Source organism: Streptosporangium sp. H13245 (assembly GCF_055690525.1).
The window spans coordinates 39,101-55,118 of the sequence record NZ_JBSZKT010000029.1 but is presented as its reverse complement, the minus strand read 5'-3'; the positions used below and the strand labels follow the sequence as shown (position 1 = coordinate 55,118).

Below are 16,018 nucleotides of genomic sequence, written 5' to 3'. Positions count from 1 at the left end.
CCGGGCTCCGTCTCCCGGTGCGCAGGGCGCCCTCCCCGTGACGGGGAGGGCGCCCTGCGCTGTTTCGTTCCGGTAACGCTGTTTCGTTCTGGTCAAGCCGTTTCGTTGCGGTAAGGGAGCACAAGGACCTGGAGCGGTGAGAAGGGGCGGGAAAGGCCACGGCATCCGGCCCCGATCGACCGCGCGCTCTTGACAGCCCATTATTCCTACCTGAATAGTGTGGATATATTCGAGCCGCCGCAGGACGTCGCCGAGCTGCGCGGATCCTCACCAGCCGCGACCGCGAGGAGACCCTCCGATGCAGGAATCCCCCCACCCCGGCCCCCCGGGCGCCTCCCTCGCGAGCCCCGGAAGCGAGGTGCTGTCCCGCCTCCCCGGCCTGTCCCGCCGCCTCTTCCTCGGCGCGGCCGGGGGCGCCGCGCTGACCGGGTTGCTCGCCGCCTGCGCGGGCGGCGCGGGCGACACGGCGAGCGCGGGCGGCGGTCCCCAGGCGACCCCCGCCGCCCCGCAGGGCACGCCGAAGACCGGCGGCGTCCTGCGCGCCGGATCTCCCCCGCCGCCGACCGCGGTCGACCCCGTCACCATGTACGACGGCTCCGCGATCGCGATCGTCCAGCTGGTGGCCGACTACCTGATCTGGCTGGACCGGGACTTCAAGCTCGTACCCCGCCTGGCCGAGAAGTGGGAGTCCGAGGAGGGCGGCAGGCGCTGGGTCTTCTCCCTCAGGAAGGGCGTCACCTTCTCCGACGGCACGCCGCTGGACGCGAAGGCGGTCAAGGCCACCTTCGACCGGCTGCTCGACCCGAAGAGCGAGTCCGCCGCCGCGGCGGCGTTCGACTCGGTCCTGGCCAGGGGCGGCATCGGCGTCCGGGGGGACTCGACGGTCGTCTTCACCCTGGAGCGGGCCTTCTCCGACTTCCCGTACCTGGTGTCGGCCGGGAACTACAACGCGGTGATCCTCAAGGAGGACTACGCGGGCGACTTCACCGCCAGGCCGGTCGGCACCGGGCCGTTCCTGCTGGAGTCGTACGACGCCTCGGGCGGCGCGGTGTTCACCCGCAACCCGAAGTACTGGGAGCCGGGGAAGCCGTACCTGGACGGTGTGCGGATCACCTTCTACGCCGACGACCAGGCTGACCTCCTGGCGTTGCAGAGCGGCGAGATCGACGCCCAGATCCTCAGCCGTCCCGCGCTGGCCGGGCCGCTCAAGGGGATCGGCGGCATCACCGTCGACCAGGTCCAGGGCACCGGCCTCACCGCCTTCACCCTGCGTGTGGACCAGCCGCCCTTCGACAAGAAGGAAGTGCGCCAGGCGATCGCGTACGCCCTGGACCGGCCGGGGGTGAACGCGGGCGTCTACGACGGCATCGGCGCGCTGGGCAACGACCACCTGTTCGCCGCCCTGTTCCCCGCCGCGCCGCCGGACGTGCCGCAGCGGGCCAAGGACCCGGCGAAGGTCGCGTCGCTGCTCGCCGCGGCGGGCGTGAGCAAGCTCTCCTTCGCGCTGACGTACGATCCGCCGAGCAAGGACTACGCCCTCACCGTGCAGGACCAGCTCAAGCAGGTCGGCATCGAGGTGGAGCTCGACCAGCGCACCTCCGGGGACTTCTACGGCGGCGACCAGGAGAAGGACACCCCCTGGCTGTTCACCCCGGCCAACCTGGTGGGCTGGGCCGGGCGCGCGGTGCCCAGCCAGTTCATCATCCCGATGGTCAAGAGCGGCGGGGTGTGGAACGGCTCGAAGTACGCCAACCCGGCGCTGGACGCCGCCACGGACGCCTACGACTCGGCGACGACCGACGAGGAGCGCAGGGCCCAGGCCGCGATCATCGCCAGGGCGCTGCACGAGGACGTCCCGGTGATCATCGCGGTCTGGAGCGGCACCGTCCGGGCGTACGACGGCGAACGCTTCACCGGCGTTTCGGCCCATCCGTCGAGCTATGTCGACTTCAGCTCGGTCTCGCGGCTGTAGCGCGGTATGAGGAGATTCCTGCTCCGGCGGCTGGCGGCGATCCCGCTCACCCTGCTCGCGGTGTCCCTGATGGTCTTCGCCGCCACCGAACTGGTCCCCGGTGACGTGGCCCGTACGATCCTGGGCCGCGAGGCGGGCGAGGAGGCCGTGTCGCGGCTCCGCGGGCAGCTGGGGCTCGACCGGCCACTCGCCGACCGCTACACCGACTGGCTGTCGGGGTTCTTCACCGGCGGGTGGGGCGACTCCTACACCCTCGGGGTGCCGGTCCGCGAACTCGTGCTCGGGCGGCTCGCCGACTCGCTGGTCCTGGGCGGGCTGGCGTTCGCCCTGCTGGTCCCGGTCGCCGTGACGCTCGGGCTGGTCGCGGGGGTGAACCACGACCGCGCCGCCGACCGGGTCATCAGCGTCACCGGGCTGGCCCTGGGCGCCATACCGGAGTTCGTGACGGGGGTGGTGCTGCTGGTCGTCTTCGCGGTGCGGCTGCGCTGGTTCCCCGCCTCGGCCCAGGCGCCGGACGGCGCGACGGTCGCGGCCCGGCTCGGCCACCTGGCGCTGCCGGTGATCTCCCTCGTCCTGCTGTGCACCGGCTACGTCGCCCGCCACGTGCGGGCCAGCACGGTGGCGGCCGTGGAGAGCCCGTACGTCAGGGCCGCGGAGCTGCGCGGTCTCGGCCGGGCCCAGGTGGTACGGCGGCACGTGCTGCGCAACTCCACGGTCCCGGCCGTCAGCGCGCTCGGTGTGCAGCTGCAGTTCCTGCTCGGCGGGCTGGTCGCCGTCGAGCTGCTGTTCAACTACCCGGGCATCGGCGCCCTGCTGCTGCAGTCGGCGATCGACAAGGACCTGCCGACCCTTCAGGCCACCGCGATGGTGCTCGGCGTCCTCTACATGCTGATCATCCTGGTGGCCGACCTGGCCTACCGCCTGCTCGACCCCCGGGTCCGGCTCGGGGGGGCCGCCGCGTGACCGGACGCACGAGAGATCCGGCCGGTGAGCACACGGTTGGTGGAAGCCGGGCCGATGCGCGCACAGCCGGTGGAAGCCGGGTCGATGAGCGTACGGCCGGTGAGCGCCGAGCCGGTGAGCGTACGACCGGTGGAAGCCGGGCCGATGGGCGTACGGCCGGTGAGCGCCGGGAGATGTCGGGGGCCGGGCGCGGGAGGGGGTCCACATGAGCGCCGTCACAGCGAACACAGGCGCGGGCGCGGGCGGGGTGCGGCGGCGGGTGGCCGGGCGCGGTTTCCGCGTGGCCCTCGTCGCGGGCGGCACGCTCGTGCTGGCCTGGGCGGTCGTCGCCGTGTTCTGGCCGCAGCTGGTCCCCTACGACCCGCTACGGCACGACCCCCTGAGCCGCTTCCTGCCCCCGGGTCCCGAACACTGGCTGGGCACCGACCAGTTCGGCCGCGACACCTTCTCCAGGATGCTCGCGGGAGCCCGCCCGGTGCTGCAGGTGGCGCCGCTCGCGACCGCGCTCGCCGTCGTGGCGGGCACCGCGGTCGGCCTGGTGGCGGGGACGTTCGGCGGCCTCGTCGACGAGATCGTCATGCGGCTGCTCGACGCGGTCGTGGTCTTCCCCGCGATCATCGCCGCGGTGCTGTTCGTGGCGCTGACGGGCCGTTCGGTGACCGTCATGGTGCTGGTCGTCGCGGGATCGTTCGTGCCCATCGTGGCCCGCAGCGTCCGCGCGGCGACACTGGTCGAGCGGGAGAAGGCGTACGTCGAGGCGGCCAGGTTGCGCGGGGAACGCCCCTGGTCGCTGATGCGACGGGAGATCTTCCCCAACGTCGGCACGACCGTGCTGGTGGAGGCGACCTCCCGGTTCGGCGACGCGATCTTCGCCGCCGCGACGCTGTCGTTCCTGGGACTCGGCCAGCCGCCGGGCTCCCCCGACTGGGGCGCGTCGGTCTCGGACAACCGCGTCTGGCTCCAGCTCGCGCCCTGGACCGTACTCGCCCCGGCGCTGGCCATCGCCTCGCTGGTGGTGGGGATCGCGCTCGTCGCCGACTCGCTGCGCGGCAGATGGGAGGCGTCGTGACCCGGACCGGACGCGCCGGGGCGGCGGGGACGGGCGAGGCTCGCCTCCCCGCCCCGCGAGAGCCCGTGACCGGGGGCACCGGCCGGGGACTGCGGGTGGCGGGGCTGTCGGTCTCCTACCGTACGGCGCGCGGCGAGACCCCGGCGGTGACGAACGTCTCCTTCGACGTGGCCCCGGGCGAGACGTACGGGATCGTGGGCGAGTCGGGGTGCGGCAAGACCACGCTGAGCCGCGCGCTGGGCCGCCACCTCCCGCCGGGGGGTTCGATCACCGGCGGCGGGGTGACCGTGGACGGCGTCGAGGTCCTGGACCTCTCCCCCGCCGACCTGCGGCGCTGGCGGACCACCTCGCTCGCGGTCGTCCACCAGGAGGCGGGCAGCTCGCTCGACCCGACGATGCGGATCGGCGCGCAGCTCGCGGAGGTCCTCAGGCTGCGGGGACGCGGCCGGGCCGAGGCGCGGCGGGAGGCGGTCTCGCTGCTGGCCGGGGTACGGCTGCCGGACCCGGCCGCGATCGCGCGGCGCTACCCGCACCAGCTCTCCGGCGGACAGCAGCAGCGCGTCGTGATCGCAGCCGCGCTGGCCACCCGCCCCCGGCTGCTCGTCCTCGACGAGCCGACGACCGGCCTGGACGCGACGGTGCGGCACGAGATCCTCGACCTCGTCTGGGCGCTGCGCGCGGAGACGGACGCGGCCGTGGTGCTGATCAGCCACGACCTGGCGCTGGTCGGGCGCCTGTGCGAACGCGTCGGTGTCCTGTACGCGGGGCGCATGGTCGAGGAGGGCCCCGCGGCGGAGGTGATGGCGAGCGCGCGGCACCCCTACACCTCGGCGCTGCTGGCGAGCGTCCCCCGGCTGGGCGTCTCCCGCCACACGCGGGAGCTCGTGGCCGTCCCCGGCCGACCTCCGGTTCCCGGGGAGGAGGTCCGCGGGTGCGCGTTCGCGCCCCGCTGCGCCCTCGCCGACGACCTCTGCCGGGAGACCCCGCCCGTGCTGGAGACCGCCCCCGGCGGGCGGCGGGCCCGCTGCCACCACACCGACCGGCTGCTCGCGGCCCCCGTTTCGTTTTTCGAGGAGCGGCCCGGTACGCCTTTCGAAAACCGGGCCGGTACGCCTTTCGAAGAGCAGCCAGGTTCGCCTTCCGAAGGAGAGCCCGGTTCACCTTTCGGAAAGCCACCCGGTTCGCCCTTCGGAAAGCCACCCGGTTCGCCCTTCGAGAAGCCGCCCGGCGCGGCCGGTTCCCCCTTGGACCCGGCCGACCCGACCGGTCCGGCCGGTGGTGCGGATGCCCCGCGCGGGGTGCCGCTGCTGGAGGTACGCGGCCTGACCAGGAAGTACGGCCGGACCACCGTCGTCGACGGGGTCCACCTGACCATCGGCCGCGCCGAGGTCCTCGGCCTGGTCGGCGAGTCGGGCAGCGGCAAGACGACGCTGGCCCGCGCCGTCGCCGGGCTCGGCCCCGGGGGGACGGGGACGATCGCGCTGCACGGGCGGGAGCTGGCCGCGACCGTGGGACGGCGTGACGCGCGCGACCGCCGCCGCGTCCAGATGGTCTTCCAGAACCCCGAGACGTCGCTGAACCCGAGCCACACGATCCGCACGATCCTCACCAGGGCGGTCCACGGGCTGGGCGGTTCCCGTACCGCCGCCGAGCTGGCCGCGCGGGCCAGCCTGGACGACCACCTGCTGGACGCCCGTCCCGACCGGCTCTCCGGGGGCCAGAAGCAGCGGGCCGCGATCGCCCGGGCCTTCGCCGGAGATCCCGAGCTGGTGGTGTGCGACGAGCCGGTCTCGGCTCTCGACGTGAGCGTGCAGGCGGGCGTGCTGCGGCTGCTGTCGGAGCAGCAGCGGCTGACCGGGACGTCGTACCTGTTCATCTCGCACGACCTCGCGGTCGTCGGCTACCTCGCCGATCGGATCGCGGTCATGTACCGCGGCCGGATCGTCGAGCAGGGGCCCGCCGGGCGGGTGCTCTCCGGTCCGCACCATCCGTACACCGCCTCGCTGGTCGCCGCGTCGCGGGCCGGGCTGGACGGACCGGAGAGCGCCCGCCCGGCGGGAGAACCGGCGAAAAACGCGCGGGCGGACAAGACCGGACAGAGCGAAGGGACCGGGCACAGCGGCGAAAAGAAGCGAGCCGCCAAGACCACACAAACCGGCCAAAACGGCGGAAACGCGCGAGCGGGCGCGGCCGGGTGCGGGTTCGCGGCCCGCTGCCCGCTGCGGATCGAGGGGCTCTGCGACGCGGTGGACCCGCCGGTGGTGGACACCGGCGACGGCCACGCCGTCCGCTGCCACCTCGACCCGGGCGACCTCCCGCGGACCGCCGTCCGGGAGACCCGGAACGCACGAGAAGACGTACGAGAAAAGGAGGACGGACCTGTCTGGAACACGCCCGTAGTTTTCCCGCCAGCCCTCATGGAGGCACCGATGTCATCGAAACTCGCGGTACCCGAACAGGAATTCGCCCTGCTGCCCGAGCTGGCCGAGAGCCTCGGCCTGCCCGGCCCCGATCCGCACCGCGTCCAGCGCCGCTGGGTCACCGTGGTCAGCGGCGGCCACGTCAGCGGCGTCAGCTGGGACACCGGCCCGGCCGAGATCGTCCTGCTGCACGAGGCACGCCGCAGCGCCCGCTCCTGGGACCGGCCGCTGCTCGCGCTCGGCCGCCCGGCCCTCGCGCTGGACCTGCCGGGCCACGGCCGGTCGGGCTGGCGCGGGAACGGCGTCTACTCCCCGCGCAGGCTCGCCCCCGCGGTGAGCGAGGCGATCCGGTCCTTCGCCCCCGCCTCGAAGGTCGTGGCCGGTGCCGGTCTCGGCGCGCTGACCGCGATCGCGCTGACCGCCCGCTCGCCCGACCTGGTACGCGCCCTGGTACTGGTGGACACCCTTCCCGGCGCCTCGGGGGAGCCGGGCACCGCGCCCGGCCGGTACACCTCCCGGGAGAAGGCGCTCGACCGGCTCAGGGAGGCCAGACCGGACGCCGCCGAGGAGGACCTGGTCGCCGACGTCCGCTACGAGCTCGCCGAGGAGTCCGACGGGACCTGGACCTGGCGCCACCACCTGGGCAACCTGCCCGCCGAGGCGGCGGCGCACCTCGGCGACGAGACCCTCTGGGAGCAGCTGGAGGTCCTCTCCGGGTACGAGGTGCCCGTCCTGCTCGTACGCCCCGCCACCGGTGGCCGCCTGAGCGAGGCGTCCGTCGGCGAGCTCACCCGCCGGGTGCCGTCGGCCCGGCTCGTCACGGCGGACACCCCGGCCGAGCTGGCCGGGGTGCTGCGCGAAGCGCTCGACACGATCCAAGGGAGAATCGCATGACCGCCCAGATCCCCGTCATCGACCTCGAACTGGCCCTGAGCGACGACGCCCCCGAGGAGCTGATCGCCTCGGTGCGCGCGGCGGCCGAGCAGGTGGGCATCATCCAGGTCGTCAACCACGGCGTCTCCGCCGAGCTGATCGACGACTTCCACGACCGGATCGGCCGCGTCCTCGCGCTGCCCGCGCGGGAGAAGGCGAGGCTGGCCAGCCCGACCGGGCACCCCTACCGGGGCTGGCGGCAGTGGCCCGACGACTTCGGGCGGCTGGAGCTGGAGCGCTTCACCATCGGCCAGTTCGACACCGTCGAGGAGGCCAGGGCCGCGGGGCTGTCGGAGGAGTACGCGCAGCTGTACGCCCACCCCAACGTCTGGCCGCCGCAGGAGCCCGGCCTCGCCGGGGTGGCCAGGCTCTACCACGACGCCTCGGTCCGCGTGGCCGAACGGGTGCTCGCCCTCTACGGCCGGGTGCTCGGCGTACCCCTGTCGACGTTCCCGATCTCCGGGCGCCCCTACTACACGAGCTTCGTCGTCAACGACTACCCGACCTGGACGCACGAGGGCGCCGGGGGCGACGACGACAAGCTGCTCCTGCTGGAGCACGCCGACGGCTCGGCGCTGACCGTGCTGCACCAGCGCGGCGACTACGCGGGACTGCAGGGGCAGGCGCCCGACGGGAGCTGGATCCCGGTACCGATCGTGCCCGGCGCCCTGCAGGTCTTCTCCGGCCACATCCTCACCAAGTGGACGAACGGGCGGCTCCGCCCCGGACGGCACCGCGTCGTGGCGGGCGGCACGGTCACCCGGCGCTCCACGGGCGTCTTCTGGCACCCCAGCCTCGACACGGTGATCGAGCCGCTGGAGCCGTTCGTCGGCCCCGAGGGCAGTGACTTCGAGCCGGAGCTGCTGTGGGACCAGGCCGGAAGGCAGGTCGAGGAGTATCTGCAGGTCTTCGGGCGGCCCGACCAGATCGCGGCCTGGCGCGAGCGCAGGCCGTACGTCGCGGAGCTCGCGGAACTCACGGAGGCGTAGGCCGTGCCCGCCTCCGGAACGTTCGACTGGGAGCCCAGCGAGCGCTGGGTCCGCAGGACCAGGGGCGACGTCACCGTCGTCGACAGCCGCGACCCGGTCCTGGTCTGGGAGACGTCGCACCCGGTGCCCCGCTACGCGTTCCCCGCGTCCCAGGTCCGCTCCGACCTGCTGCGCCCGGCCGCCGACCCGGCGACCGGCGCCCACGAGGGGTCCACGGTCTTCTACGACCTGGTGATCGGCGGCGAGACCGTCGCGAACGCCGCGTGGAGCTACCCGGCCCTGCCCGATCACATCGCGTTCGAGTGGTTCCAGCACGACGGCGAGGTACTCGACCACTGGTACGAAGAGGAGGAGGAGATCTTCGTCCATCCCCGTGACCCGTACAAGCGGGTCGATCCGGTGCCCAGCTCGCGGCACGTCAGGGTCGAGATCGGCGGCAGGGTCGTCGCGGAGACCCGGCGCCCGGTGCTGCTGTTCGAGACGGGCCTGCCCACCCGCTACTACATCCCCCCGGAGGACGTGAACTTCGAGCTGTTCGAACCGACGGCGAGCAGCACCCGCTGCCCGTACAAGGGAGTCGCCTCCTACTGGTCCGCGCGCGAGGGCGGGTCCGTCCCGGCCGACGTGGCGTGGGCCTACCCCGACCCGATCCCGGCCGCCGAGAGGATCAGGGACCACGTCGCCTTCTACAACGAGGTCGTCGACATCGTCGTGGACGGCGTGAGGCTCGAAAGGCCCGTGACCCTCTTCAGCGAGCGCCTGTCGGAGTCCTGAGACGGGATTCCCGCCTCTCCCCGCCCCGATCCGATCCGACCCCGATCAGACCCCGATCCGGCCCCGACCGCGGTTCCCGCCGCGACCGGGGCCGGACCCGACCCGCCGGGACCCCGGAGCATGGCCCCGGTCCCGTCCGGAGGGTGCGAAGCTGGTACGGCCGGTGCCGCCGGGGGTGGCGCGCGGTCGATGGGCCGGTTCTCTCTGGGAGGTAAGTCGTGTCGGACGAGTTCGACGTGGTGGTTGTGGGCGCGGGCCCCGCGGGCGAGAACGTCGCCGACCGCGCGGTCAGGGGTGGGCTGACCGCCGCGATCGTCGAGGGCAACCTGGCGGGCGGCGAGTGCTCGTACTGGGCGTGCATCCCCAGCAAGGCGCTGCTGCGCCCGGTGGATCTGGCCGCCGAGGTCTCCCGGGTGCCCGGTTTGACGGTGGGCCCGATCGACACCGCCGCCGTGCTCGCCCGGCGCGACGAGGTGGTGTCCAACTTCGACGACGCCGGTCAGGTCGAGTGGATCGGGAGCGTGCCCGCGGAGTTCGTCCGGGGGCACGGGCGGCTGGACGGTCCCCGGCGGGTCACGGTGACCGCGAAGGACGGCTCGGTCCGCACGCTGACCGCCCGCCGGGCGGTCGTGCTGGCCACCGGCAGCGACGCGGCCGTCCCGCCGATCCCCGGCCTGGCGGAGGCGTCGCCGTGGACGAGCCACGAGGTGACGGCCACGAGGAGCGTGCCCGGACGGCTGGCCGTGCTGGGCGGCGGCGTGGTGGCCTGCGAGATGGCCCAGGCCATGCACGGGCTCGGCGCCCGGGAGACGACCGTGCTGGCGCGCGGCGGGCTGCTCGGCAGGATGGAGCCGTTCGCCGGGGAGCTGGTGGCGGAGTCGTTCGCCGAGGCGGGCATCACGGTACGCACCGGCGTCCAGGTGACGAGGGTCGAGCGGCCCACGCCCGGGGGCCCGGTGACGGTCCACCTGTCCGAGGGCCCGTCCGTCGAGGCCGACGAGCTGCTGGTGGCCACCGGCAGGCGTCCCGCGACCGGCGACATCGGCCTGGAGACCGTCGGCCTGGAGGCCGGGAGCTCGGTGGAGGTCGACGACAGCATGCGCGCGACCGGCGTCCCCGGCGGCTGGCTGTACGCGGTGGGCGACGTCAACGGCCGCGCCCTGCTCACCCACATGGGCAAGTACCAGGCGCGGGTGTGCGGCGACGTCATCGCGGCGCGGGCCAAGGACGAGCCCGACGACCTGCCCGGCCTGCGCGACGTGGCGGACGCGTACGGCGCGCCGCAGGTGGTTTTCACCGACCCGCAGGTGTGCTCGGCCGGCCGGACCGAGGCGCAGGCGCGCGCCGAGGGGTTCGACGTCCGCGTGGTCGAGTACGACCTGGGCAGGGTCACGGGGGCCTACCTTCAGGGCGACGGCTACCGGGGCAGGGCCAAGGCCGTCGTGGACGAGCGGCGCCGCGTGCTGCTCGGGGTGACCTTCGCCGGTCCCGCGGTGGGCGAGATGCTGCACTCCGCGACGATCGCCGTCGTCGGCGAAGTGCCCCTCGACCGGCTCTGGCACGCCGTGCCGTCCTTCCCCACGGTCAGCGAGATCTGGCTGCGGCTGCTGGAGGCGTACGGGCTCTGACACGGCGTCCGGACCCTAAAAAAGGCATCCGGGCCCTGAAAAGCGTCCGGATCCTGAAAAGGCGTCCGGGTTTTGATCGGGGCGTCCGGGCCGGGAGGCGACGTGCCCTCACGGCCCGGACCACCGCCGGGGCCACGCGGCGGGTCACCGGCGGGTGGCCGCCGAGGGTGTCACCGCCCGGCGTTCTCGGCGTCCCTGGCGAGGGCGCGGCCGATGACCAGGCGCTGGACCTGGTTGGTGCCCTCGACGATCTGCAGGACCTTGGCCTCCCGCATGTGGCGCTCGACCGGGAAGTCCTCCACGTACCCGTAGCCGCCGAGGACCTGGACCGCGTCGGTGGTGACCTTCATGCACATGTCGGTGGCGAAGAGCTTCGCCATCGCGGCCCGCGTCCCGTACGGCCGGCCCGCGTCGCGCAGCCGGGCGGCGTCCAGGTAGAGGGCGCGGGCGGCGGCGATCTGGGTGGCCATGTCGGCGAGCATGAAGCCGACGCCCTGGAAGTCGATGATCCGCGAGCCGAACTGGCGGCGCTCGGCGGCGTACGCGGTGGCGGTGTCGAAGGCGGCCTGGGCCACGCCCACGGCGCAGGCCGCGATGCCGAGCCTGCCGCCGTCCAGGGCCGCCATCGCGATCCGGAAGCCCTCCCCCTCGGAGCCCAGCAGCGCCTCGGGCGCCAGCCGCACCCCGTCGAAGCGGACCTGCGCGGTCGGCGAGGACCTCATCCCCATCTTCCGCTCGGGCACGCCGAACGACAGCCCCTCCGTCCCGGCGGGCACGTGGAAACAGGAGATGCCCCGCGCGCCGTCGGCCGAGGTGCGGGCCATCAGCGTGTAGAAGTCGGCGACGCCGCCGTGGGTGATCCAGGCCTTCACGCCGTCGACGGTGTAGCCGCCGTCTCCGGGAACCGCCCTGGTCGTCAGCGCGGCGGCGTCGGACCCCGACTGCGGCTCCGACAGGCAGTACGCGCCCAGCCACTCGCCGCCCAGCATCTCGGGAAGCAGCGCGGCGCGCTGCTCGGCGGTGCCGTAGGCGGCCACCGGGAAGCACGACAGCGTGTGGACCGACAGGCCGAGACCGACGGCCAGCCAACCGGCCGCGAGTTCCTCGATCACCTGCAAATAGACCTCGTACGGCTGCGCCGCCCCGCCGTGCTCCTCGGGGTAGGGAAGGCCGAGCAGCCCCGTACGGCCGAGCGTGGTGAACACCTCCCGGGGGAAGCGCCCGGCGGACTCGTCGGCCGCGGCCCGGGGCGCGACCTCCTTGCCGATCAGGTCGCGGACCAGGTCCATCAGGTCATGGGCGTCGCCGGTCGGCAGAACGCGCTCAACGGTCATCTGAGTCCTTCCAGCGTGGAGACCCCGCCCCGGGGTCACGGGGAGGGGGTCGCGCCCGCGTACCCCGGGTCCCGGCACGAAGTCCCGGCGAGGTCCCGGCACGGGCGGCGAGAGGGCGGCCGGGGTCACCGGCCACCCCGATTCTGACACCCGCCGCGCGACCACCGCCACGCGACCGTACCCGCCCCCACGCCCATGCCCACGGCCGTGCCCGTCCCCACAAACCGCACCCGTGCCCGCGCCCGTCCCCATGGACAGAGCCCGCGACCGCAGCCGTGCCCGTCCCCGCGACCGGGCGAGAACCGGGCCGCGCCCGTACGAGACGAGGCGAGACCCGCCTCGCGGCCAGGCGCGGCCGTCCAGGAGCCGCTAGACGACCACCAGCTCGCGGGGGCGGTGGTTGACCCGCTCGCCGCCCTCGTCGGTGCAGACGAGGATGTCCTCGATGCGGGCGCCGTGCGCCCCGGGCAGGTAGATGCCCGGCTCGACGGAGAAGGCGAAGCCGGGCTTCAGCGGCTCGGCGTTGCCCGCGACGATGTACGGCTCCTCGTGGGTCTCCAGGCCGATGCCGTGGCCGGTGCGGTGGATGAAGTAGTCGCCGTAGCCCTCGGCCGCGATCACCTCCCGCGCGGCGGCGTCGACCGCCTCGCACGGCACCCCGGGGCGCACGGCGTCGCAGGCGGCCTGCTGGGCGCGCCTGAGCACCTCGTAGTACTTCATGAAGCCCGCGGGAGGCTCGCCGACGGCGTAGACGCGCGTGGAGTCGGAGCAGTAGCCGCCGGGCATCTGGCCGCCGATGTCGACCACGATCGGCTCGCGCTCCTGGACGACGCGGTCCGACAGCTCGTGGTGCGGGCTGGCGCCGTTGGGCCCGGAGCCGACGATGACGAAGTCGACGGTGGAGTGACCGGCCGCGATGATCGCCTCGGCGATGTCCCTGCCGATCTCGCGCTCGGTCCTGCCGGCCCGCAGGAAGCCGGGCACCTGGGCGTGCACGGCGTCGATCGCGGCCCCCGCCTCGCGCAGCGCCGCCACCTCGGCCGGGGTCTTCCGCATCCGCAGCCCGCGCAGGACGGTCCCGGCGAGCACCTGCTCCGCGCCGGGGATCGCGTCGCGCAGGCGCAGCGACTGCATCGCCCACATCCGGTCGGCGAGGCCGACCTTGCGCACCGCGCCCAGGCGCTTGCCGACGACCGCGTACGGATCGTCGGTCTCGTCCCAGGGAACGAACTCGACGCCGAGCCGCGACGCCGGGGAGTGCTCGGCCGCGGGCAGTTCCAGGCGGGGCACCATCAGGAACGCCTCGCCCTCGGCCGGGAGCACCAGGCAGGTGAGCCGCTCCGACGACAGGGCCTCGTACCCGGTCACGTAGCGGAGGTCGGGGCCGGGCGTGAGCAGCAGCGCGTCGAGCCCGGCGGCGGCGGCCGCCTCGCGGGCGGCGGCCAGGCGGGTCACGGGATAGAGGTCAAAGGACTCCGTCGTCACACCGACCAATCTAATCCCGGCCGGAACGGCGATGCGTCCGGCCCCGGCCCGGGAACCGAAAGTCAGGGAAAGGAAGGCACGAAGGCGACCCCGCCACTACAATCTGTTGAAGTACGATCACATTTTGTTGGCAAAATATCCGTAAAGCCACACATTTCGAGAGCGAGCTACATGGTCGGCGTAGTGGGCGGCCACCAGCCACCCCTCCACCCACGAAACGACCAGGTGACCGATCCGGCCCCGCCGACCGCCGCTGGGATGGTGCAGCGGTTACGCGATGAGCCGGACGAGCACATGGCCGTTGAGCGACAACTCCTCACCGCACGCCTGGCGCACGCGGAGCGCATGGGCGAGATGGGCTGGACCAAGTGGGATCTCCAGACCGGAGAGTCCACCTGGTCCGACCAGGCGTACACCATATTCGGCCGTGTCCCCGGCGACGGCCCGATCCCCCTGCGCGACCTGACCGGTCACGTCGAGGCGGCCGACCGGCCCGACCTCGACCGGCTGCTGTGGTCCGTCGTGCACCGGGCCGAGTCCGGGGAGGTCGAGTTCCGCATCCGCCGCCACGGCGAGCTGCGCCACCTGCGCGCCGTGCTCGACCCCGTCGCGACCGGCGGGCTTCCCATCGTGCACGGCGTCGTCCAGGACATCACCTGCCGCCGCCGCGCCGAGCGGATCATGTCGGAGTCGCGCAGCAAGCTGCTGCGGGTCCGCGAGCAGGTCGCGGAGGAGCACGACATGAGCATGGCGCTGCGCGAGGCGATCATGCCGGGCCTGGGAGACACCATCGACCTGCCGCACGCGCGCATCGCGGTCCGCTACGTGGCGGCGGGGATCAAGCCCGGTCTGGGCGGCGACTGGTACGACGCCGTCCCGCTGTCCGACGGCAGGGTGCTGCTCGCCATCGGCGACGTGTCCGGGCACGGGATGCCCGCGATCTCCCAGATGGCCCAGCTGCGCCACGCCCTGATCGGCCTCGCGATGACCGGCCAGTCCCCCGACAGGCTGCTGGCCTGGCTCAACGACCTCGTGCTGCACCGGATGCCCGAGACGACGGCGACCGCGGTCGTCGGCCACCTCGACCCGGCCACGAGGAGGTTCACCTGGGGGCAGGCGGGGCATCCGGCGCCGATCCTGGTCCGCGACGGGACGGCCACCCAGCTCGACTCGCCCGCCGGGGTGCTGCTGGGCGCCACCCCCGACGAGCCGTACGAGCTGGCCGGGGTCGAGCTGCGGGAGGGCGACCTCCTGCTGCTGTTCACCGACGGGCTGGTGGAGCGGCGCACCCGCGACATCGACGAGGGTCTCGCGCTGACCATGGAGGCCGCGGCCCTGCTGAGAGGAGACCCGAACGACGGGCTCGACCGGCTCATCGAGGTGATCGGCGGCCCCAACCCGGAGGACGACACCTGCGTTCTGGCGATCGGGGTGCTCGGCTGATTGGTTAAATGGTCGCCATGCCCGGCCTGATGCTTCTCGACACCCCCTCGCTGTACTACCGCGCCTTCTACGGCATCCCCGAGTCGATGACCGCGCCCGACGGGATGCCCGTCAACGCGGTGCGCGGCGTCATCGACATGATCGCCATGCTGGTCCGGCGGCACTCCCCCGCCGAACTCGTCGCCTGCATGGACGCCGACTGGCGCCCGGCCTTCCGGGTGGCGGCCATCCCGACGTACAAGACCCACCGGGTCGCCGAGGGCGGCGCCGAGGAGACTCCCGACACGCTCGCCCCGCAGGTGCCGGTGATCGAGCGGGTGCTCGACGCGGTGGGCATCGCCCTCGTCGGCGTGCCCGGCTACGAGGCCGACGACGTGATGGGCACGTTCACCGCGCGGGCGAGCGGCCAGGTCGACGTCGTCACCGGCGACCGCGACCTGTTCCAGCTGGTCGACGACTCCCGGCCGGTCCGGATCCTCTACACCGCCAGGGGGGTGAAGAACCTCCAGCTGGTCGACGAGGCGGCCGTCGCCGAGAAGTACGGCGTCCCCGGCCGTTCCTACGCCGACTTCGCCACCCTGCGCGGCGACCCCAGCGACGGGCTGCCGGGCGTGCCGGGGGTGGGCGACAAGACCGCGGCGGCCCTGATCACCCGGTTCGGCTCGCTGGAGGCGCTGCTGCGCGCCGTCGACGGGGGTGAGGGCGCCGATGACCTGACCGCCGGGCAGCGCGCCAAGCTGTCGGCGGCCCGCGACTACCTGCGGGTGGCCCCCGAGGTGGTCCAGGTCGCCCGCGACGCCCCCCTGCCCGAGGTCGGCATCGCGCTTCCCGCCAAGCCGCGCGACCCGGAGGCCCTGGCGGCCCTAAGCGAGCGCTACGGCCTCTCCGGCCCGCTGGAGCGCCTGACCTCCGCGCTCTGACCCCGCTGGCCACAGCTGAGCCTGCCCACGCCACCGCCCAGCCCCCACGCCGACGTCCGGCACGGCCTCACCTCCTCGCCCCCGGGCC

At 73.7% G+C, this 16,018-nt stretch carries 11 protein-coding genes; 9 read left to right on the top strand and 2 right to left on the bottom strand.

What is annotated here, in order from left to right:
- The first annotated feature begins 298 nt into the window (after positions 1-298).
- The 7 genes from ACW9TB_RS29610 to ACW9TB_RS29580 all read left to right on the top strand — a co-directional run bounded on the left by ACW9TB_RS29610 (position 299) and on the right by ACW9TB_RS29580 (position 10,748).
- Positions 299-1,972 (top strand): ABC transporter substrate-binding protein, encoded by a 1,674-nt coding sequence (locus ACW9TB_RS29610; protein WP_472751364.1) that lies wholly within the window; start codon positions 299-301, stop codon positions 1,970-1,972.
- 6 nt (positions 1,973-1,978) lie between these two features.
- Entirely contained in the window at positions 1,979-2,935 is a 957-nt protein-coding gene (locus ACW9TB_RS29605) for an ABC transporter permease (protein ID WP_472751363.1), read from the top strand.
- Between the two features lie 205 nt (positions 2,936-3,140).
- Positions 3,141-4,004 (top strand): ABC transporter permease, encoded by an 864-nt coding sequence (locus tag ACW9TB_RS29600; RefSeq protein ID WP_472751362.1) that lies wholly within the window; start codon positions 3,141-3,143, stop codon positions 4,002-4,004.
- Complete coding sequence (locus tag ACW9TB_RS29595) at positions 4,001-7,318, top strand: dipeptide ABC transporter ATP-binding protein (RefSeq protein ID WP_472751361.1); 3,318 nt, start codon at positions 4,001-4,003, stop codon at positions 7,316-7,318. Before ACW9TB_RS29600 ends, ACW9TB_RS29595 begins: the two co-directional genes overlap by 4 nt.
- Positions 7,315-8,346 (top strand): 2-oxoglutarate and iron-dependent oxygenase domain-containing protein, encoded by a 1,032-nt coding sequence (locus ACW9TB_RS29590; protein WP_472751360.1) that lies wholly within the window; start codon positions 7,315-7,317, stop codon positions 8,344-8,346. The genes ACW9TB_RS29595 and ACW9TB_RS29590 overlap by 4 nt, the downstream gene beginning before the upstream one ends.
- 3 nt (positions 8,347-8,349) lie before the next feature.
- Positions 8,350-9,120, top strand: coding sequence for a DUF427 domain-containing protein (locus ACW9TB_RS29585; protein WP_472751359.1), 771 nt, complete (start codon positions 8,350-8,352; stop codon positions 9,118-9,120).
- A gap of 218 nt (positions 9,121-9,338) precedes the next feature.
- Entirely contained in the window at positions 9,339-10,748 is a 1,410-nt protein-coding gene (locus ACW9TB_RS29580) for a dihydrolipoyl dehydrogenase family protein (protein WP_472751358.1), read from the top strand.
- Positions 10,749-10,918: 170 nt separating this feature from the next.
- Here the strand turns inward: ACW9TB_RS29580 and ACW9TB_RS29575 are convergent, their stop codons facing one another.
- Together ACW9TB_RS29575 and ACW9TB_RS29570 are read right to left on the bottom strand one after the other, a co-directional pair.
- On the bottom strand, positions 10,919-12,082 hold the full coding sequence (locus ACW9TB_RS29575; RefSeq protein ID WP_472751357.1) for an acyl-CoA dehydrogenase family protein: 1,164 nt from the start codon (positions 12,080-12,082) through the stop codon (positions 10,919-10,921).
- A gap of 369 nt (positions 12,083-12,451) precedes the next feature.
- Entirely contained in the window at positions 12,452-13,567 is a 1,116-nt protein-coding gene (locus tag ACW9TB_RS29570) for a M24 family metallopeptidase (protein WP_472751356.1), read from the bottom strand.
- Between the two features lie 294 nt (positions 13,568-13,861).
- Here ACW9TB_RS29570 and ACW9TB_RS29565 point away from each other — a divergent pair, with 294 nt between their 5' ends.
- Together ACW9TB_RS29565 and ACW9TB_RS29560 are read left to right on the top strand one after the other, a co-directional pair.
- A complete protein-coding gene (locus tag ACW9TB_RS29565) occupies positions 13,862-15,010 on the top strand; it encodes a PP2C family protein-serine/threonine phosphatase (protein WP_472751355.1) in 1,149 nt (382 codons plus the stop codon).
- A 17-nt stretch (positions 15,011-15,027) separates the two neighbouring features.
- Positions 15,028-15,930, top strand: coding sequence for a 5'-3' exonuclease (locus ACW9TB_RS29560; RefSeq protein ID WP_472751354.1), 903 nt, complete (start codon positions 15,028-15,030; stop codon positions 15,928-15,930).
- The last annotated feature ends 88 nt before the right edge of the window (positions 15,931-16,018 follow it).

Excerpts from the sequence above, each read along its gene's own strand:
- ACW9TB_RS29610 (WP_472751364.1), top strand. The coding sequence starts at position 299 with ATGCAGGAATCCCCCCACCCCGGCCCCCCGGGCGCCTCCCTCGCGAGC.
- ACW9TB_RS29605 (WP_472751363.1), top strand. The coding sequence starts at position 1,979 with ATGAGGAGATTCCTGCTCCGGCGGCTGGCGGCGATCCCGCTCACCCTG.
- ACW9TB_RS29600 (WP_472751362.1), top strand. The coding sequence starts at position 3,141 with ATGAGCGCCGTCACAGCGAACACAGGCGCGGGCGCGGGCGGGGTGCGG.
- ACW9TB_RS29590 (WP_472751360.1), top strand. The coding sequence starts at position 7,315 with ATGACCGCCCAGATCCCCGTCATCGACCTCGAACTGGCCCTGAGCGAC.
- ACW9TB_RS29575 (WP_472751357.1), bottom strand. The coding sequence starts at position 12,082 with ATGACCGTTGAGCGCGTTCTGCCGACCGGCGACGCCCATGACCTGATG.
- ACW9TB_RS29565 (WP_472751355.1), top strand. The coding sequence starts at position 13,862 with ATGGCCGTTGAGCGACAACTCCTCACCGCACGCCTGGCGCACGCGGAG.
- ACW9TB_RS29560 (WP_472751354.1), top strand. The coding sequence starts at position 15,028 with ATGCCCGGCCTGATGCTTCTCGACACCCCCTCGCTGTACTACCGCGCC.